Below are 17,115 nucleotides of genomic sequence, written 5' to 3' on the forward strand. Positions count from 1 at the left end.
CTTTGTCATCGGCGCATTCCCGCGAAAGGCGACGACATTTGTCATGCGCAGCCCCCGTCAAACACCCAAGCCCCGCCGTCAAACTTGCCAAGCGCCCAAGGCGCCAGCCGCTTGCCGCGCCCCGAGCAGAACTGCACGCCGACCTGCTTGGCCAAAGCACCTTCGTCATAGGTCATCGCCGGTTCGCCCCGCGTCACGCGCAGCGTGCTGCCGGTCGCGGTGGGTTGCAGGTCGGCCAGATACGAGACGCCCTCCACCTTCACCTCGGACGGGCCAGAGGCGGCCAGCGGCACCGGCGCCTGTTCCCCCCGGTCGCCACAGGCCGCGAGCGCGCAAAGCGCGGTCAACAGCAGGGCGGAACGCAGGGTGAGGGCGGGCATCATCGCTTACTCCGCTGCCAGTGCGGCCGAAATCCGGCCGGTCTTCTTGGCCTTGATCCGGTCTTCGATTTCATTGCGGAAGGCGCGCACCAGACCCTGGATCGGCCAGGCGGCGGCATCGCCAAGGGCACAGATGGTGTGGCCTTCGACCTGCTTGGTCACCGACAACAGCATGTCGATTTCCTCAACCTCGGCGTCGCCCTTCACCAGACGGTCCATGACCCGCATCATCCAGCCGGTGCCTTCGCGGCAGGGCGTGCATTGGCCGCAGCTTTCGTGCTTGTAGAACTTCGACAGCCGCCAGATCGCCTTGATCACATCGGTCGAGTTGTCCATCACGATCACGGCGGCGGTGCCAAGGCCCGAACGCTGCTCGCGCAGCCAGTCGAAATCCATGATCGCATCGTCACATTGCGCCTGCGTCAGCAAGGGCACCGACGAGCCGCCCGGGATCACCGCCTTGAGGTTCTTCCACCCGCCGCGCACGCCGCCGCAATGCCGCTCCAGCAGCTCTTTCAGCGGGATCGACATGGCTTCTTCGACGACGCAGGGATTCATCACATGGCCCGAGATGCCGAAGAGCTTGGTGCCCGCATTGTTCGGGCGGCCAAAGCCCGCGAACCATTCCGCACCCCGGCGCAGGATGGTCGGCACGACGGCAATCGATTCCACATTGTTCACCGTGGTCGGGCAACCATAAAGGCCCGAGCCCGCCGGGAACGGCGGCTTCATCCGCGGCATCCCCTTCTTGCCCTCAAGGCTTTCCAGAAGCGCGGTTTCCTCGCCGCAGATATAGGCCCCTGCCCCGTGGTGCAGGTAAAGGTCAAAGTCCCAGCCCGACCCGGCGGCATTCTTGCCCAGCTTGCCGGCGTCATAGCATTCGTCGATGGCGGCCTGAAGCGCCTCACGCTCGCGGATATATTCGCCGCGGATGTAGATGTAGCAGGCATTCGCGCCCATGGCGAAGGACGCGATCAGCGCCCCTTCAATCAGGGTATGCGGATCGTGCCGCATGATCTCGCGGTCCTTGCAGGTGCCCGGCTCGGATTCGTCGGCGTTGATCACCAGATAGGACGGACGACCATCCGACGCCTTGGGCATGAAGGACCATTTCAGGCCGGTCGGAAAGCCCGCACCACCCCGGCCCCGCAGGCCCGATGCCTTGATGATCTCGACGATCTTGTCACGCCCCAGCGCGATCAGGGCGGCGGTGCCGTCCCAGTGGCCGCGCTTCATCGCCCCCGCGAGCGTGCGCTCGTGCATCCCGTAGAGGTTGGTAAAGATGCGGTCCTGATCCTTGAGCATTGCTTGCCCCTTTCCCTCACGCCCGGCGCTTGCGCCAGATCCGATATGTCACGACAAGGGCCCAGACGAACCCCGCCAGCGCGGCCAGATCGGCCAGAAGCGCAAAGCGGGGCGCCCAGCCCATCTCGCCGCCGACGAATTGCGCCCCCACCCACAGCACGATGGTCGCGGCCAGCACGATGCCCACCGTCCGGGCCTCGCGCGCCAGCGCCATGTCCTGAGGGCTGGGGGCGGTCATCGCCCTGCCTCAGTGGTGGCCGTGACCATGGTCATCGCCATGGCCCGCGTCCAAAGTCAGTTCAACGCCGCCCGAGCCCAGAAGAACCCCGAAGACAAGGAAGGTCACGCTGCCCATCAGCACCGCCGGGCTGATGCCCGTCTCGCCGATGACGCGGGCGACCAGCGCCGCGAAAAGCCCGGCGACCGCGGCCACCAGCCAGCCCCCGGGCCAAAGGCCCTCAACCGTCTCGTGATGGTGATGGTCGTCCATGGCGGCCCCCTCAGTAATTGTTCGACTTGGCGCGGATCAGGAATTCCTCGATCCCGACCTCAAGGATCAGCTTGGCCTGCGTCACCCAGCGGTCGCGCGTCACCCGGCCCTTGAAGCCCTTGAGGTTGCTGTCCATCCACGCCACTTCCGCCGCACCCCAGCCCGCGATCTGGTCGAAATGGAAGATGCCCAGTTCGTGGCAGAGTTTCTCCAGCGCCGGGCCGATGCCTTCGATGGTTTGCAGCTTGTCGGCCACGCCGCCCCGCGCGCCGTCCAGCGCGGCGGGCTTGGTGCCTTCGCCCGGCAGGGCGGCAACCGCGACGGGTTCGGGGGCGGGTTCGGCGACCTTGGCTTCCCGCGCCGCCTTGGCCGCCTTGCGGGCGGCATTGGCGGCCTTGCGCGCAGCCTTTTCCTCGGCGGTCTCGCCAGTGCTGCCGCCTTCGTCCTCAAACTCCTGCACGGCCGCGGCGAGCGAACCCGGCACCGCCTTGCCCAGCCAAGGGGTAACCAGCGGAACCTCGGTGCCGTCGATGCGGCGCACGGTGTCGGCGATGTCCACCGCCAGTTGCGCCGAAGCGTTATACTCGGCGCGGTCCGCCGCATAATCCTTGAGCGAAGTCAGCCCCGACAGCGGCTCGGCCGCGTAACGGCCGTTCTGCGGGCCGGGCACCGGCACCTCGCCCTTGGAGAAGCGGCCGATCAGGGCGCGCAACTTGTCGGCGGTCAGGTCTTCGTAATAATCCTTGCCGATCTGGGCCATGGGCGCATTGGCGCAGGCGCCCATGCATTCCACCTCTTCCCAGGAAAACTTCCCATCCGCCGACAGGGTATGCGGCGCCTTGGCAACCAGTTCCTGACAGACGGCAATCAGCTCTTCCGCGCCGCAGATCATGCAGGAGGTGGTGCCGCAGATCTGGATATGTGCAACCGAACCAACGGGTTGCAACTGGAACATGAAGTAGAAGGTCGCCACTTCCAGCGCGCGGATATAGGCCATGCCCAGCATGTCGGCGACATATTCGATCGCCGGGCGGGTCAGCCAGCCGTGCTGCTCCTGCGCCCGCCACAGAAGCGGGATCACCGCAGACGCCTGCCGCCCCTCGGGATATTTGGAAATCTGCCCCTTCGCCCAGGCAAGGTTCGCCGGGGTGAACTCGAAGGAGGCGGGTTGTTCTTTGTGAAGACGGCGAAGCATCTGGTTTATTCCGTTTTGGAAACGAAGAAGCGATGCCCGGTTTGGGCATCCTGCGCCATGTGAATGGCGCCCCGATCATTGCATTCTGCGCTCAAGCAGGCATCAAGCTGCCAGAGTTCGGTCCCCACAGAGTTCTTCAGCGCAACCGCATCCCCGTATTCTACGGGATCTGCCAAGAAGACAAATAGCAGAGCTAGAGAGGCCAGCACGACACCAAGCGCACCTGCAACTGAACCGAGTGACGCCCAAACGCTCCGATTCCCATGCAGGGCCTCCCGCAGGGAATCGACTTGCTTTGCAAGGACATCAACCTTGGATTTCATCCGATCAATCTCAGAATGCTGATCTTCGATCACGACTGATTGTTGCTCTATGATAGCCCGCTGACGATCATATGCGGCGAGCATATCTTCCGGGGCGCCACCTGATACCATTAGCGATCCACCTCCCCGAACACGATATCCATCGTGCCGATGATGGCAGAGACGTCGGCAAGCTGATGGCCCTTGCAGATGTAGTCCATGGATTGCAGGTGCATGTAGCCCGGGGCGCGGATTTTGGCGCGGTAGGGTTTGTTGGTGCCGTCGGCCTTGAGGTAGACGCCGAATTCGCCCTTGGGCGCCTCGACGGCGGCGTAAACCTCACCGGCGGGAACGTGGAAGCCTTCGGTATAGAGCTTGAAGTGGTGGATGAGCGCCTCCATCGAGGTTTTCATCTCGGCCCGCTTCGGCGGCGTGATCTTGCCGCGCGACAGCACGTCGCCCTTTTCCACCCGCAGCTTGGCCAGCGCCTGCTTGATGATCTTCAGGCTTTCTTCCATCTCGGCCATGCGAACCAGATAGCGGTCATAGCAGTCGCCATTCTTGCCGACCGGAATCTTGAAGTCGAACTCGTCATAGCATTCATAGGGCTGGCTGCGCCGCAGATCCCAGGCAAAGCCCGAACCGCGCACCATGACGCCGGAATAGCCCCAGTCCTGAATGTCCTTCTCGGTCACGATGCCGATATCGGCATTGCGCTGTTTGAAGATGCGGTTCTCGGTCAGAAGGCCATGCAGGTCGGCCAGCGTTTTGGGGAACTGGTCGGCCCAAGCATCGATATCGTCGATCAGCGCGGGCGGCAGATCCTGGTGAACGCCCCCGGGGCGGAAATAGGCGGCGTGCAGACGGGCGCCGCAGGCCCGCTCATAGAACACCATCAGCTTTTCACGCTCTTCAAAGCCCCAGAGCGGCGGAGTCAGCGCGCCCACGTCCATCGCCTGCGTGGTGACGTTGAGGAGGTGGTTCAGGATGCGGCCGATTTCCGAATACAGCACCCGGATCAGGCTGGCGCGGCGCGGCACCGGGGTGCCGGTGAGCCGTTCGATCGCCAGACACCAGGCATGTTCCTGATTCATCGGCGCCACATAGTCCAGCCGGTCGAAATAGGGCAGGTTTTGCAGGTAAGTCCGCGATTCCATCAGCTTTTCGGTGCCGCGGTGCAGAAGGCCGATATGCGGGTCGCAGCGTTCGACGATCTCGCCGTCCAGCTCCAGCACAAGGCGCAACACGCCGTGGGCCGCCGGGTGTTGCGGGCCGAAGTTGATGTTGAAATTGCGGATGCGCTGCTCGCCCGTCAGGGCATCGCGCGAGCCGTCGTCATAAGCATTCTGACGAATATCGCCATCCATCATGCCAAACCCTCTTCCATGTTCGCGCGCCACGCCTTGGGCAGCGACGGGAACTTTGCGGATACATAGTCATATTGCGGACGCAGCCAGACGCGGGCAGCGCGGCTTTCGTCTTCGGTCATGCGCAGGGCGATGCCCTCATGCACGCGGCGGTCCAGATCGGCGGGCAGCGGGCGGATGCCCAGAAACTCCGACAGACGGGCCAGCCCCGGCAGGGTCAGCATCTCTTCGTAGAACAGCACCAAGAGCCGGGCCGGGTCAAAGGCCCGCGCCAGACGCGGCAGGATGGCGGCATAATCGCCGCGCGCCGCGATCCCGGCACCCTCGCCCGCAAGGTCACCGGCCACGATCCGCGCCAGAAGGGCGCGCGCCTCGGCGGCAAAGCCCGCAGGCGCCACGCGCTGCGCGATCATCCGCACATGGCTCCACAGCCGCGCCACCGGGTCACGCATGAGATAGACCACGCGGGTATCGGCAGCGACCTGCGGCAGCAGCGCAAGACGGTCGGCATCCAGCAGCGCATAGGCCGGGGTGATGTCGCCCACCAGCCGCCGCTCGCCCTGCCCTTCGGTCAGGAAGGCGCGGTAGGCGTCCAGATCGGTTTCCCGCCGCTGCAAAACCCGGCGCCAGTCGCGCAGATCGGCCAGACGCCGCTCGATCCGGGCGCGCTGTGCGGCAGCGGCGCCGGTCAGGCGGGCCTTCAGACCGTCGATCTCGCCCTGAAGGCGGCGCAGGGCCGCGCCGAACTGACCGGGCGCGGTCAACTGGAAGTAATGCAGTTCCTTGATCGTGCGGAAGTGACAGTCCGGGTGCGCGGACAAATGCTCGTAAAGCCAGGAAGTCCCGGCTTTGGTCGCACCCACGCAGAAAAGGACGGTCGGCTCCCGCATACCGGATCAGACCTTCTTCTCGTCGCCGGGAAGGATGTATTGCGCGCCTTCCCAAGGCGACATGAAGTCGAACTGGCGGTAGTCCTGCACCAGCTTCACCGGCTCATAGACCACCCGCTTTTCGGCCTCGTCATAGCGGACTTCGGTGTAGCCGGTGGTCGGGAAATCCTTGCGCAGCGGATGGCCGCGGAAACCATAGTCGGTCAGGATGCGGCGCAGGTCGGGATGGCCCGAGAACAGGATGCCGAACATGTCGAACACCTCCCGCTCAACCCAGTTGGCCGAGGGGTGGACCGTCACCAGCGAGGGGACCATCTCATCCTCGCCCACACCGACGATGACGCGGATGCGGTGGTTCTGATACATCGACAGGAAGTGATAGACCACATCGAAGCGCGGGCTGCGCTCGGGGTGGTCAACCGCGGTGATATCGACCAGCGAGGAGAAACGGCAGGCGCCGTCATCGCGCAGGAATTCGACAAAGCTGATCAGATGCGCGGATTGCACCGTCACCGTCAGTTCGCCAAAGGCGATCTTGGTGGCCAGCACGGCATCGGCGCGCTTGATTTCCAGATAGGCGGCCAGTTCGGTCAGGGCTTCGGACATGATCAACCTCAACGAACCAGCGTGCCGGTGCGGCGGATTTTCCGCTGCAATTGCAGGATACCGTAGAGCAGCGCCTCGGCCGTGGGCGGGCAGCCGGGAACGTAGATGTCAACCGGAACGATCCGGTCACAGCCGCGCACCACCGAATAGCTGTAGTGGTAATAGCCGCCGCCATTGGCGCAGCTTCCCATCGAGATCACATAGCGCGGTTCCGGCATCTGGTCATAGACCTTGCGCAGCGCCGGGGCCATCTTGTTGGTCAGCGTGCCCGCCACGATCATCAGGTCAGACTGGCGCGGTGAGGCGCGGGGGGCGGTGCCGAAGCGTTCAAGGTCATAGCGCGGCATCGAGGTGTGCATCATCTCGACCGCGCAGCAGGCCAGACCGAAGGTCATCCAGTGCAGGCTGCCGTTGCGCGCCCAGTTGATGATGTCTTCCGTCGTGGTCAGCAGGAAACCCTTGTCCTGCAACTCGCGGTTCAGGGCTTGGGTGGCGACTTCGCGGTCGGCGCCCGCCGTATTGGCCGAGGTCATCACGCCCATTCCAGCGCCCCCTTCTTCCATTCATAGGCAAAGCCCACGGTCAGCACGCCCAGGAACACCATCATCGACCAGAACCCGGTCAGCGAGATGTCCGCAAAGGCCACAGCCCAGGGGAACAGGAACGCCACTTCAAGGTCGAAGATGATGAAGAGGATCGAGACGAGGTAGAAGCGCACGTCAAACTTCATCCGCGCATCGTCAAAGGCGTTGAAGCCGCATTCATAGGCCGAAACCTTCTCGGGGTCCGGGTTGCGCACCGCAATCACGGCGGCGGCAAGAAGCAGGACGATGCCAAGACCGACCGCAACCGCAAGCAGGATGAGAATCGGCAGGTATTCACGCAGGAGGGGATTGTCCACTAAGGGGCTCCTTCGGCTGGCTGCAAGGCGGGCCGCAGCGCCCGGCAGGGCGTTGCTGATCTTTAGCCCGTTTACTCTGGCCCCGGGGCCGGGTCAACCGAAGGCGGTGCGATTTCAGGGGCCTGCGACATGAGAATGCGGCCTTTGTATGCGACAGTATGCCGAAATTGCCGCGCCGCCGCATAAAGTGTTTTTGTCGGATTTGAACGCCAACAATCCGGCCCGAATCTGGCCCGCATCCGGCGGCGACGGCGGGGTCAGTCGGGCAGCCTGACCGCCCGCGCCTCGGCGGCCAGTGCCGCCTCTTCCGCCTGCCCCACCGCCAGCGCCTCGGCCCGGATGATGCGGGCGATCTGGGCTGCGTCGGCCTCGGTGAAGGTCAGAGGCAGCCGCATGTCGATCAGCCCCTTCAGCACGCGGTCGGTCTGCGGCAGCGGCGTGGGTTCGGCATAGTGCCAATGGTCATAGCGGCTGGTGAAGGCCACCGGCTGATCGGCGCCGAACCATTTCAGTTCCACCCCCCGGGCACCGCAACGCGCCAGAAAGGCGCCGATCCGCGTATCGGACCAACCCGGCAGGCTGAACTGGAACGAGGAACCGACCCAGCTTTCCGCCGCAGGCCGCGGAATCAGCCGCAGGCCCGGGGTCTGCTCCAGACCCGCCTCCAGCACGCGGTAAAGCGCCGCCCAGCGGGCCACCCGCCCGGCCAGAAGCGGCAGTTGCGGCCGCAGGATGGCCGCGCGCAGATTGTCCATCCGGCCCGAAACATTGGGCGTTTCCAGCCGGATCGCCTCGAACACCTCGGGCGGCGGCGCGGCGCGATGGCGGGCGTAAAGCATATAGCTGCCCGAAAGCAGGATCGCCCGTGCCATGACTTCGGCATCGTCGGAAATCAGAAACCCGCCCTCGCCCGCGTTGATATGCTTGTAGGTCTGCATCGAATAGCAGCCGATCAGCCCATGGCGCCCGGACGGAACGCCGTTCCACGCCGCCCCCATCGTATGCGCGCAATCTTCGATGATCGTGACACCCAGCCGGGCGCAGAGGGCCACCAGCGCCTCCATGTCGCACAGATGGCCCCGCATATGCGACAGCATCAGCAGCCGCGCGCCGGTGGCCCGCGCCTGCTCCTCAAGATGGGCGAAATCCAGTACGAGGTCGTCGGTCACCTCGACGAACACCGGCCTGCCCCCCGCCGCCGCAATCGCACCCGGCACCGGGGCCAGGGTGAAGGCATTTGTCAGCACCCGCTCTCCGGCCCGCATCCCCACCGCCCGCAGGGCACAGCCCAGGGCATAGCCACCCGAAGCCACCGCAAGGCAGTATTTCGCCCCGGTCAGGGCCGCAAATTCTTCCTCAAGCAGCGCCGCCTCGGCCAGCTCGCCCGGGGCGGTGTTGTAGCGGTGCAACCGGCCATGGCGCAGCACGGCCAGCGCCGCCTCAATCCCGGATTCGGGGATCGGTTCCTGCTGGGTGAAACTGCCGGTAAAACGTTCCTGCGTCATGCCTTGGCCCAATTGCCGCGTCGCACCAGAATGTAAAGCCCCAAGGCCACCGCCAGAAGCCCGCCCGCGATGTAATAGGCCACATCGGGCGACGGGTTGGCCCGCTCTTCCGACATGAAATGCCCAAAGACCTGCGCAAAGAACACCGTGCCCGCCAGCATCGAGATGTTGGTGATGGCCGAAATGCCGCCCTGCAATTCACCCTGCGCATCGTCGGGCACCACCTTGGACATCATCGCGGTCAGCATCGGATGGACGAACCCTTCGGGCCCGTGAACCACCATCAGCAGCACCACCGCCACCACCCCACCCGAAAACCCATAGCCGGTGGCCGCGATGGTCGCGCAGAGAAGGCCGACCACGACCACCCGCGCCTCGCCGAAGTATTTCACCGCAGGCCCGGTGCCAAAGCCCTGAAACGCCGCCATCACCAGCCCGAACACCGCCAGCGAGGCGCCCACCATCGCCTCGGACCAGCCGAATTTCGCCATGCCCCAGAAGGGCCAGATCGCAGGATAAACCGACGAGGCAAAGAAGAACACCGCCATCACCGCGCAGAGCGGCAGCACGCCGGGATAGCTGCGGAACACCCGGAAGGCGCCGAACGGGTTGGAGCGGGCAAGCTCAAACTTGCGCCGCCGCTCGGGCGGCAGGGTTTCGGGCAGCACGAACCAGCCATAGATCAGGTTTAGCCCCGAGACGATGGCTGCCACCACAAAGGGCACCCGCGGGCCAAGCTCGCCCAGAAGCCCGCCAATCGCCGGGCCGATCACGAAGCCCACACCAAAGGCCGCGCCCATCATGCCAAAGGCTTTCGCCCGGTCCTCGGGCGCTGTCACATCGGCGATATAGGCATTGGCAATCACCCAGGACGAGCCGCAGAACCCCGCCAGCGCCCGCCCGATGAACAGCCAGACCAGCGTCGGCGCCCAGGCGTGCAGCAGGTAATCCGCCCCAAGCCCGGCAATCGCCAGCAAGAGCAGCGGCCGGCGTCCGAAACGGTCCGAGAGGTTGCCCATCAGCGGCGCGAACAGGAATTGCGTGATCGAAAAGGCAAAGGCCATCCAGCCGCCGATCACCGCCGCCTGCGACAGCGAAACATGGCCGACCCCCTCGATCAGCTTGGGCAGAACCGGAATGATCAGCCCGAACCCCACCATATCCAGCAGCACGGTCAGCATGACAAAGGTCACGGCATGGCCCGAAGCGGCGGGTCGCGGCGCTGTGGGGTCGGCGTCGGGGGGAAGGGCATGGGTCTGCATGGCGCGGACGCTAGGCGGACGGGCCGGAACTGTCAAATCCATGGGCGACACAAGGATGACGGGCTTTGTCACTGGATTCAGGGCAGTCCCGGCGACAGTCTGGCGGCAACAGATGCAAAGGAGACCCCGAATGACCCTCTCGCTCAAGACCCTCGCCAAGATCGCCCTGCCCGCTCTGGCCCTGACCGCCGCCCTGTCCCAGCCCGTCCGCGCCGATCTGGTGATCAAGGGCCGCGCGGCGCAGGCGCTGCATTGCGCGGCCATGCTCTATATGGTGTCGGACACGCTGTATGAGGCCGGTTTGCTGGACTATTCCACCGCCAATTCGGCGCAGGAAAACGCGGTTCGGATGCTGGATTATGTGCCCGGCACCGATGACCAGAAGGTGCAGGCGATGGGCCAGCGCTTTGACAAGCTGATGCGGACCCGTTCGCTCAACCAGTTGCTGGACGAATATAACGAGACCTCGGCCTGGTGCAATTCGGCCTTTCTATGAATAGTCTTTAGCGTAGATTTTTCGGCGAGAAATCTACGGCTGCAACAGACGTTCCGCCAGCTCCGGCAGATCCCCGAAACGGTCCAGCAGGGCTTCGGGGGCCAGCCGGGCGACGGCCCGGCCTTCGGGGCCGAAGGTGACCAGCGCCACCGGCACCCCGGCGGCAAGGCCGGTCTTGCGGTCGGTCTCGGTGTCGCCGATCAGCATCGAGCGCGCCACCGTGCCACCCGCCTGCTCCACCGCCGCCCGATAGGGTGCCGGGTCGGGCTTGCGGGTGGGCAGCGTATCGGCGCCGATCAGCGCGCCGAACAGGTCGCGCACCCCAAGCTTGCGGACAAGGGTCTCGGCCAGCGCCTCGGGCTTGTTGGTGCAGATGGCGGTGGCAAAACCGGCCTGCCGCAGGGCGACAACCGCCTCGACGGCACCGGGATAAAGCCGGGTATGGGTGTCGATCCCTTCGGCATAAAAGCCCAGAAGGCGCGGATATTCCCGGTCCACATCCGCCTCGGTCCACGCCTTTCCCAGCCGCGTGAACCCCAGCCGCAGCATCGCCCGCCCGCCGTGAAAGGCCGTCAGCGCATCGCCCGCGTCCAGCAGCGGCACCGCGAAGCAGGCATTGGCCGCCGCCAGCAGATCGGCAGAGGTATCGGCCAGCGTGCCGTCCAGATCGAAGACAACCGTGCGCATCCTGTAACCTTCCGTGAGCAAGCCGCCCCTTGCGAGCCCGCCATTCCCCGGTAAAACGGGCGCAACAGAAAAGAAAGAGGCAGGCATGGCGGTTTCGCTGATCGTTCTGGCGGCAGGCATGGGCACACGGATGAATTCCGACCTGCCCAAGGCGCTGCACAAGGTGGCGGCGGCGCCGCTGTTGCACCATGCTCTGGCGGCGGGCCGGGCGCTGGAGCCGTCGCGCATCGTCGTGGTGACCGGCCACGGCGCCGAAGAGGTGGCCCGGGCGGCAGCGACCTATGACGAGGCGGCGGAATGCGTCATGCAAGAGCCGCAACTGGGCACCGCCCATGCCGTGGCACAGGCGGCACCCCTTTTGGCAGGCGCCACAGGCGAAGCCATCGTGCTTTATGGCGATACACCCTTCATCCGCCCCGAGACGCTGGCGGCGATGCTGGCGGCGCGCAGCGAACATGCCGTGGTCATTCTGGGGTTTGAGGCGCGCGACCCCGGCCGTTATGGCCGTCTGATTGTGAACGGTAATTCACTTGAGCGGATTGTCGAGTATAAAGAGGCCAGCGAAGCCGAACGTTCGGTCACATTGTGCAATTCCGGTGTGGTCTGTGCCGATGTGCAAACCTTGCTGTCGCTGGTGGCAGAGGTGGGCAATGCCAATACGGCGGGGGAATATTACCTGACCGATATCGTGGAACTGGCCCGCCGTCGCGGATTGTCCGCAGGCGTGGTGATCTGCGATGAGGCGGAAACCCTTGGCGTCAACACCCGTCAGCAACTGGCCGAGGCCGAGGCGGCTTTTCAGGCCCGCGCCCGGGCCGAGGCGCTGGACAATGGCGTCACCCTGACGGCGCCGGAAACCGTGTTCTTCGCGCTGGATACCCATGTGGGGCGCGATGCCATCATCGGGCCGCATGTGCTGTTCGGGCCGGGGGTGACCATCGAATCCGGGGCCGAGATCAAGGGTTTCTGCCATCTTGAGGGCTGCCATGTATCACGCGGCGCCGATGTCGGCCCCTTTGCCCGGCTGCGTCCGGGGGCGGAACTGGCCGAAGACGTGCATGTCGGCAATTTCGTGGAAATCAAGAACGCCATTCTGGACGAGGGCGTGAAGGTCGGCCACCTCTCTTATATCGGCGATGCGGATGTGGGCGAATTCACCAATATCGGCGCGGGAACCGTCACCTGCAATTATGATGGCGTGATGAAGCACCGCACCCGCATCGGAAAACGTGTGTTCATCGGCTCGGATACCATGCTGGTGGCGCCGGTGACGGTGGGCGATGGCGCGCTGACCGGCTCGGGTTCGGTCATCACCGAGGATGTGCCGGCCGAGGCGGTGGCGCTGGGGCGGGCGAAACAGGTGACCAAGCCGGGGCTGGCCACGAAATTGTTTGAACGGTTGAAGGCCATCAAGGCCGCGAAGGGGAAAGTCTGATGTGCGGGATTGTGGGCGTTCTGGGCAACCATGAAGTGGCGCCGCTGATCGTCGAGGCGCTGAAGCGGCTGGAATATCGCGGTTACGATTCGGCCGGCATCGCCACGGTCAACCGCGGGCGGCTGGACCGCCGCCGCGCGGTGGGCAAGCTGGTGAACCTGTCGGACCTGCTGGTGCATGAACCGCTGGCGGGCAAATCCGGCATCGGCCACACCCGCTGGGCAACCCACGGCGCTGCAACCACGGTGAATGCGCACCCCCACCGCTCTGGTCCCGTCGCCGTGGTGCATAACGGCATCATCGAGAACTTCCGCGAGCTGCGCGAAGAGGTGACGGCGGCGGGCCTGACCCCGGAATCGCAGACCGATACCGAAACCGTCGCCCTTGTGCTGCGGATGTTCATGGACCGCGGCCTGTCGCCGGTGGACGCAGCACGCGAGACGCTGACCCGCCTGCACGGCGCCTTTGCCCTGTGCTTCCTGTTTGACGGCGAGGAAGATCTGATGATCGCCGCCCGTAAGGGCAGCCCCTTGGCCATCGGCCATGGCGAGGGCGAGATGTTCGTGGGCTCGGACGCCATCGCGCTGGCGCCGATGACCGACCGCATCACCTATCTGGAAGAGGGCGACTGGGCGGTGATCACCCGCGCGGGCGCGCAGATTTACGATGCCGCGGGCCGTCTGGCCAACCGGGCCGAAACCCGCATCCAGATCGACGCCACCCGGATCGAAAAGGGCGGTTACAAGCATTTCATGGCCAAGGAAATCGCCGAGCAGCCGGTGGTGATCGCCGATGCCCTGAAACATTACGTTCAGGACGGCGCCCCGAACCTGCCCGCCGAGGTGGATTTCACCGGGGTTGACCGGCTGACGCTGGTGGCCTGCGGCACCGCCTCTTACGCCTGCCTTGTGGCGAAATACTGGTTCGAGCAGATTGCGGGCCTGCCCTGCGAGGTCGATATCGCCTCGGAATTCCGCTACCGCGAACCGCCGCTGTCGGACCGCAGTTGGGCGCTGTTCGTCAGCCAGTCGGGCGAGACGGCCGATACGCTGGCCGCCCTGCGCTATGCCAGCGGCAAGGTGGCCAAGGTGGTTTCGGTGGTGAACGTGCCCACCTCGTCCATCGCGCGGGAAAGCGACCTTGCGCTGCCCATTCTGGCGGGGGTTGAGGTGGGCGTCGCCTCGACCAAAGCCTTTACCTGCCAGTTGACGGTGCTGGCGCTTCTGGCGCTCAAGGCGGCGCTGGACCGGGGGCGGCTGGCGCCTGCCGATCTTGCCGCGCATCTGGGGGCGCTGGCGGCGCTGCCGGGGCTGATGAACCACACGTTGGGCCTGTCGGGCGATATCGCGGCGCTGGCGAGCGATCTGGCCAAGGCGCAGGACATCCTCTTCCTTGGCCGCGGGTCGATGTATCCGCTGGCGCTGGAAGGGGCGCTGAAGCTGAAGGAAATCAGCTATATCCACGCCGAAGGCTATGCCTCGGGCGAGTTGAAGCATGGCCCCATCGCCCTGATCGACGCGCAGGTGCCGGTGATCGTGCTGGCGCCGCGCGATGCGCTGTTTGAAAAAACCGTGTCGAACATGCAGGAAGTCATGGCCCGCCATGGCAAGGTTCTGCTGATTTCCGACGCGCAGGGCGTGGCCGAGGCCGGCAAGGGCTGCTGGAAAACCCTCACCCTGCCCGCCTGCGACAGCGCCTTTGCGCCGATTCTCTATTCGGTGCCCGCCCAGCTTCTGGCCTATCACACCGCAATTGCGAAGGGCACCGACGTGGACCAGCCGCGCAATCTGGCGAAATCGGTGACGGTGGAATGAGCGTGGAATTGCAAGCGCTTGAGGCGCTGGCCGATCCGGCCAAGGCGGCCGAGATGGCGGCCTATCACAAGGCGCCGCGGCGCTATCTGGGCGTCGCGGTGCCGCAGATCACCGAGCTGGCCAATGGCTGGCGGGCCGAACGGACGGTGGAAGAGCGGGTGGCACTGGCCGATGCGCTGTGGCAGACCGACATTCACGAAGCGCGGATCGCCTCTGCCAAACTGCTCACGCAGGCGCGGTTGCGGCCTGATGACGGGGCCTGGGCGCTGATCTGCTCATGGGTGCCGCAATTCGATGCCTGGGCGATTGCCGACCACGCCTGCGACGCGGGTGGACGGCGGTTGCTGGCCGATCCGTCGCGGGTGGAAGAGGTGGCGGGCTGGACCACGGCGGAAAACATGTGGACCCGCCGCGCCGCGCTGGTCATCACCCTGCCCTGGGCCAAGATGAACTTTCTTAAGCCGCAGGATCTGGCGATCCGCGAACAGGTGCTTGGTTGGGCCGCCGCCTATGTTGCCGACCGCGACTGGTTCATCCAGAAGGCCATCGGTTGGTGGCTGCGCGACCTGTCCAAGCATGACGCCGACCGGGTGCGGCAGTTTCTGGCCGAACACGGCGCCGCGATGAAGGGCTTTGCCCGCAAGGAAGCCACGAAATACCTCTGAAACGCGGCCCCGCGCCGGGGGTTGCAGCCTGCATTTGTTCATTTTATGTTATGTTATAACATAAAATGGAGTCCCCCATGCCCGATCCCCGCCTTCCCGTCACTGTGCTGTCTGGTTTCCTCGGCGCCGGAAAGACCACGCTGATGAACCATATCCTGAACAACCGCGAAGGCCGGCGGGTGGCGGTGATCGTCAACGACATGTCCGAGGTGAACATCGACGCCGATCTGATCCGCGAGGGCAGCACCCTGTCGCGGGCCGAAGAAAAACTGGTCGAGATGACCAATGGCTGCATCTGCTGCACCCTGCGCGATGATCTTCTGTCAGAGGTGCGCCGCCTTGCCGCCGAAGGCCGGTTCGACTGGCTGCTGATCGAATCCACCGGCATTGCCGAGCCGATGCCGGTCGCCGCGACCTTTGATTTCCGGGATGCGGAAGGCGAAAGCCTGTCAGATGTGGCGCGGCTGGATTGCATGGTGACGGTGGTCGATGCGATCAACCTGACGCGCGATTTTTCCAGCCATGATTTCCTTGCCGACCGGGGCGAAAGTCTGGGCGAGGAAGATGGCCGCACGCTGGTCAACCTGCTGACGGATCAGATCGAATTTGCCGATGTGGTGATCCTGAACAAGGTCGGCGATGCCGGACCGGACCGCGCGGCGGCGGCGCGGCGGATCATCAAGGCGCTGAACCCCGGCGCCCGCCTGATCGAGGCGGATCAGGCAAGGGTGCCGGTGGATGCGATCTTTGACACCGGACTCTTTGACTTTGACCGCGCACAGGAACATCCGCTCTGGGCGCAAGAGCTTTACGGTTTTGCCAGCCATCAGCCCGAGACCGAGGAATACGGCATTTCCTCTTTCGTCTACCGGGCGCGGCGGCCGTTTGATCCGGCCAAACTTCATGCCCTGCTGAATGGCGACCTGCCGGGGGTGATCCGGGCCAAGGGGCATTTCTGGCTGGCCAGCCGCCCGGATTGGGCGGGCGAGTTTTCGCTGGCCGGGGTCATGTCTTCGGTGGCGCCGCTGGGCCGCTGGTGGGCGGCGGTTCCGCCTGCGCGCCTGCCGACCCACCCCGAAGCGCGAGCCGAGATCGAACGGCAATGGGTGGAGCCATGGGGCGACCGTCGGCAGGAACTGGTCTTCATCGGGCAGGGTCTGGACCAGGCCGCGCTGACGGCCCGGCTGGATGCGGCGCTGGTTCAGGCGACGGATTTCACCCCCGCCGATTGGGCCGATCTGCCCGACCCTTTCCCAGTCTGGCGGGCGCAGGCCGCGGCATGAGCGCCCTTCTCAGTCGATGAAGACCGTCACTTCCGGCAGATCGGTCAGCGCAAGGCCAAGGGCGCGGTAAGCCGCCAGCGACAACAGCGCCCCGCCCTGCCCCGGGCGCAGCTCCACGGCCACCTGCGCCCCGCTTGCAGTGACAACACGCCCCTTGCTCGCCACTGTGACCAAGGGCGAGGTGAGCCAGAACCCCTGCTCGGCCGGGCTGCCAAGCGCGACTGAAACCCGGCCCAATTCACGCCCGCCCGCCTTAGGCGCGGTGGCGGCGGACTTGTCGGCAGCGCTCGTCTGATCCAGCGCTGCCACAGGCTGACCGGCGCCCAAGGCGGGCAGCGTCGTGGCGGTCACCGGGGCCGGGTCGATGATGGCGACCGGCGGGGCAGCAGGCTTGGGCGCCAGCCCGCAGGCGCCAAGCGACAAGACAAGCGGGGCCATCACGGCGATCGAATTTCTCATCCTGCGACGTTAGTCTGCCGCCCCTTGCCGATCAACCGGCGTATTCCGCCTTGTCGCGGCGCCGCGTGACGCC

At 65.2% G+C, this 17,115-nt stretch carries 20 protein-coding genes; 5 read left to right on the forward strand and 15 right to left on the reverse strand.

The genetic code is table 11. From position 1 onward, the window contains the following. Nucleotides 1-41: 41 nt before the first annotated feature. The 13 genes from HS053_RS07830 to HS053_RS07890 form a co-directional block, all read right to left on the reverse strand. On the reverse strand, nucleotides 42-383 hold the full coding sequence (locus HS053_RS07830; RefSeq protein WP_174210670.1) for a hypothetical protein: 342 nt from the start codon (nucleotides 381-383) through the stop codon (nucleotides 42-44). 3 nt (nucleotides 384-386) lie between these two features. Continuing rightward, nucleotides 387-1,685, reverse strand: coding sequence for an NADH-quinone oxidoreductase subunit NuoF (gene nuoF, locus HS053_RS07835; protein WP_174210671.1), 1,299 nt, complete (start codon nucleotides 1,683-1,685; stop codon nucleotides 387-389). A 16-nt stretch (nucleotides 1,686-1,701) separates the two neighbouring features. Continuing rightward, the gene (locus tag HS053_RS07840; RefSeq protein WP_174210672.1) at nucleotides 1,702-1,923 is read right to left on the reverse strand and encodes a DUF5337 domain-containing protein; all 222 of its coding nucleotides are present in this window, start codon (nucleotides 1,921-1,923) and stop codon (nucleotides 1,702-1,704) included. Nucleotides 1,924-1,932: 9 nt separating this feature from the next. Further along, nucleotides 1,933-2,175 carry a hypothetical protein gene (locus HS053_RS07845; protein WP_174210673.1) on the reverse strand — a complete coding sequence of 81 codons (243 nt, stop codon included), beginning with the start codon at nucleotides 2,173-2,175 and terminating at the stop codon, nucleotides 1,933-1,935. A 10-nt stretch (nucleotides 2,176-2,185) separates the two neighbouring features. Next, entirely contained in the window at nucleotides 2,186-3,370 is a 1,185-nt protein-coding gene (locus HS053_RS07850) for an NADH-quinone oxidoreductase subunit E (RefSeq protein ID WP_174210674.1), read from the reverse strand. A gap of 5 nt (nucleotides 3,371-3,375) precedes the next feature. Beyond that, nucleotides 3,376-3,804, reverse strand: a complete 429-nt coding sequence (locus HS053_RS07855) for a hypothetical protein (protein WP_174210675.1) — start codon at nucleotides 3,802-3,804, stop codon at nucleotides 3,376-3,378. Further along, nucleotides 3,804-5,042, reverse strand: a complete 1,239-nt coding sequence (locus HS053_RS07860) for an NADH-quinone oxidoreductase subunit D (RefSeq protein WP_174210676.1) — start codon at nucleotides 5,040-5,042, stop codon at nucleotides 3,804-3,806. The genes HS053_RS07855 and HS053_RS07860 overlap by 1 nt, the downstream gene beginning before the upstream one ends. Then, nucleotides 5,039-5,929 carry a sulfotransferase gene (locus HS053_RS07865; protein WP_277817046.1) on the reverse strand — a complete coding sequence of 297 codons (891 nt, stop codon included), beginning with the start codon at nucleotides 5,927-5,929 and terminating at the stop codon, nucleotides 5,039-5,041. Before HS053_RS07865 ends, HS053_RS07860 begins: the two co-directional genes overlap by 4 nt. Before the next feature lie 6 nt (nucleotides 5,930-5,935). Beyond that, the gene (locus HS053_RS07870; protein ID WP_174210678.1) at nucleotides 5,936-6,535 is read right to left on the reverse strand and encodes an NADH-quinone oxidoreductase subunit C; all 600 of its coding nucleotides are present in this window, start codon (nucleotides 6,533-6,535) and stop codon (nucleotides 5,936-5,938) included. Nucleotides 6,536-6,543: 8 nt separating this feature from the next. Further along, nucleotides 6,544-7,077 carry a NuoB/complex I 20 kDa subunit family protein gene (locus HS053_RS07875; RefSeq protein WP_174210679.1) on the reverse strand — a complete coding sequence of 178 codons (534 nt, stop codon included), beginning with the start codon at nucleotides 7,075-7,077 and terminating at the stop codon, nucleotides 6,544-6,546. Further along, nucleotides 7,068-7,436 (reverse strand): NADH-quinone oxidoreductase subunit A, encoded by a 369-nt coding sequence (locus HS053_RS07880; RefSeq protein WP_174210680.1) that lies wholly within the window; start codon nucleotides 7,434-7,436, stop codon nucleotides 7,068-7,070. The genes HS053_RS07875 and HS053_RS07880 overlap by 10 nt, the downstream gene beginning before the upstream one ends. A gap of 257 nt (nucleotides 7,437-7,693) precedes the next feature. Next, nucleotides 7,694-8,941, reverse strand: coding sequence for a DegT/DnrJ/EryC1/StrS family aminotransferase (locus HS053_RS07885; protein WP_174210681.1), 1,248 nt, complete (start codon nucleotides 8,939-8,941; stop codon nucleotides 7,694-7,696). Further along, entirely contained in the window at nucleotides 8,938-10,203 is a 1,266-nt protein-coding gene (locus HS053_RS07890) for a TCR/Tet family MFS transporter (RefSeq protein WP_174210682.1), read from the reverse strand. The genes HS053_RS07885 and HS053_RS07890 overlap by 4 nt, the downstream gene beginning before the upstream one ends. 130 nt (nucleotides 10,204-10,333) lie before the next feature. Between HS053_RS07890 and HS053_RS07895 the strand changes: the two genes are divergently transcribed. Next, complete coding sequence (locus tag HS053_RS07895; protein ID WP_174210683.1) at nucleotides 10,334-10,699, forward strand: hypothetical protein; 366 nt, start codon at nucleotides 10,334-10,336, stop codon at nucleotides 10,697-10,699. 33 nt (nucleotides 10,700-10,732) lie between these two features. Here the strand turns inward: HS053_RS07895 and HS053_RS07900 are convergent, their stop codons facing one another. Then, nucleotides 10,733-11,386 (reverse strand): HAD-IA family hydrolase, encoded by a 654-nt coding sequence (locus tag HS053_RS07900; RefSeq protein WP_174210684.1) that lies wholly within the window; start codon nucleotides 11,384-11,386, stop codon nucleotides 10,733-10,735. 85 nt (nucleotides 11,387-11,471) lie between these two features. On the opposite strand from HS053_RS07900, the gene glmU reads away from it, so the two are divergent. From glmU to HS053_RS07920, 4 genes are all read left to right on the forward strand, one after another. Further along, the gene (gene glmU / locus HS053_RS07905; protein ID WP_174210685.1) at nucleotides 11,472-12,821 is read left to right on the forward strand and encodes a bifunctional UDP-N-acetylglucosamine diphosphorylase/glucosamine-1-phosphate N-acetyltransferase GlmU; all 1,350 of its coding nucleotides are present in this window, start codon (nucleotides 11,472-11,474) and stop codon (nucleotides 12,819-12,821) included. Continuing rightward, nucleotides 12,821-14,635, forward strand: a complete 1,815-nt coding sequence (glmS, locus tag HS053_RS07910; RefSeq protein WP_174210686.1) for a glutamine--fructose-6-phosphate transaminase (isomerizing) — start codon at nucleotides 12,821-12,823, stop codon at nucleotides 14,633-14,635. The genes glmU and glmS overlap by 1 nt, the downstream gene beginning before the upstream one ends. Next, on the forward strand, nucleotides 14,632-15,300 hold the full coding sequence (locus tag HS053_RS07915; RefSeq protein ID WP_174210687.1) for a DNA alkylation repair protein: 669 nt from the start codon (nucleotides 14,632-14,634) through the stop codon (nucleotides 15,298-15,300). The genes glmS and HS053_RS07915 overlap by 4 nt, the downstream gene beginning before the upstream one ends. A gap of 77 nt (nucleotides 15,301-15,377) precedes the next feature. Then, nucleotides 15,378-16,583, forward strand: coding sequence for a GTP-binding protein (locus HS053_RS07920; RefSeq protein WP_174210688.1), 1,206 nt, complete (start codon nucleotides 15,378-15,380; stop codon nucleotides 16,581-16,583). A 9-nt stretch (nucleotides 16,584-16,592) separates the two neighbouring features. Here HS053_RS07920 and HS053_RS07925 read toward each other — a convergent pair whose 3' ends face one another. After that, nucleotides 16,593-17,042, reverse strand: coding sequence for a hypothetical protein (locus HS053_RS07925; RefSeq protein ID WP_194245526.1), 450 nt, complete (start codon nucleotides 17,040-17,042; stop codon nucleotides 16,593-16,595). Nucleotides 17,043-17,115: the final 73 nt, after the last annotated feature.

Origin of the sequence: Tabrizicola fusiformis, from assembly GCF_013328815.1 — a bacterium.
Taxonomy (GTDB): Bacteria; Pseudomonadota; Alphaproteobacteria; order Rhodobacterales; family Rhodobacteraceae; genus Fuscibacter.

Coding starts and splice junctions, on each gene's coding strand:
- HS053_RS07915 (WP_174210687.1), top strand. CDS start 14,632: ATGAGCGTGGAATTGCAAGCGCTTGAGGCGCTGGCCGATCCGGCCAAG.
- HS053_RS07900 (WP_174210684.1), bottom strand. CDS start 11,386: ATGCGCACGGTTGTCTTCGATCTGGACGGCACGCTGGCCGATACCTCT.
- HS053_RS07920 (WP_174210688.1), top strand. CDS start 15,378: ATGCCCGATCCCCGCCTTCCCGTCACTGTGCTGTCTGGTTTCCTCGGC.
- glmS (WP_174210686.1), top strand. CDS start 12,821: ATGTGCGGGATTGTGGGCGTTCTGGGCAACCATGAAGTGGCGCCGCTG.
- HS053_RS07870 (WP_174210678.1), bottom strand. CDS start 6,535: ATGTCCGAAGCCCTGACCGAACTGGCCGCCTATCTGGAAATCAAGCGC.
- HS053_RS07845 (WP_174210673.1), bottom strand. CDS start 2,175: ATGGACGACCATCACCATCACGAGACGGTTGAGGGCCTTTGGCCCGGG.
- HS053_RS07865 (WP_277817046.1), bottom strand. CDS start 5,929: ATGCGGGAGCCGACCGTCCTTTTCTGCGTGGGTGCGACCAAAGCCGGG.
- HS053_RS07840 (WP_174210672.1), bottom strand. CDS start 1,923: ATGACCGCCCCCAGCCCTCAGGACATGGCGCTGGCGCGCGAGGCCCGG.
- HS053_RS07890 (WP_174210682.1), bottom strand. CDS start 10,203: ATGCAGACCCATGCCCTTCCCCCCGACGCCGACCCCACAGCGCCGCGA.
- nuoF (WP_174210671.1), bottom strand. CDS start 1,685: ATGCTCAAGGATCAGGACCGCATCTTTACCAACCTCTACGGGATGCAC.
- HS053_RS07850 (WP_174210674.1), bottom strand. CDS start 3,370: ATGCTTCGCCGTCTTCACAAAGAACAACCCGCCTCCTTCGAGTTCACC.
- HS053_RS07860 (WP_174210676.1), bottom strand. CDS start 5,042: ATGATGGATGGCGATATTCGTCAGAATGCTTATGACGACGGCTCGCGC.
- HS053_RS07895 (WP_174210683.1), top strand. CDS start 10,334: ATGACCCTCTCGCTCAAGACCCTCGCCAAGATCGCCCTGCCCGCTCTG.
- HS053_RS07875 (WP_174210679.1), bottom strand. CDS start 7,077: ATGGGCGTGATGACCTCGGCCAATACGGCGGGCGCCGACCGCGAAGTC.
- HS053_RS07855 (WP_174210675.1), bottom strand. CDS start 3,804: ATGGTATCAGGTGGCGCCCCGGAAGATATGCTCGCCGCATATGATCGT.
- HS053_RS07830 (WP_174210670.1), bottom strand. CDS start 383: ATGATGCCCGCCCTCACCCTGCGTTCCGCCCTGCTGTTGACCGCGCTT.
- HS053_RS07925 (WP_194245526.1), bottom strand. CDS start 17,042: ATGAGAAATTCGATCGCCGTGATGGCCCCGCTTGTCTTGTCGCTTGGC.
- HS053_RS07885 (WP_174210681.1), bottom strand. CDS start 8,941: ATGACGCAGGAACGTTTTACCGGCAGTTTCACCCAGCAGGAACCGATC.
- glmU (WP_174210685.1), top strand. CDS start 11,472: ATGGCGGTTTCGCTGATCGTTCTGGCGGCAGGCATGGGCACACGGATG.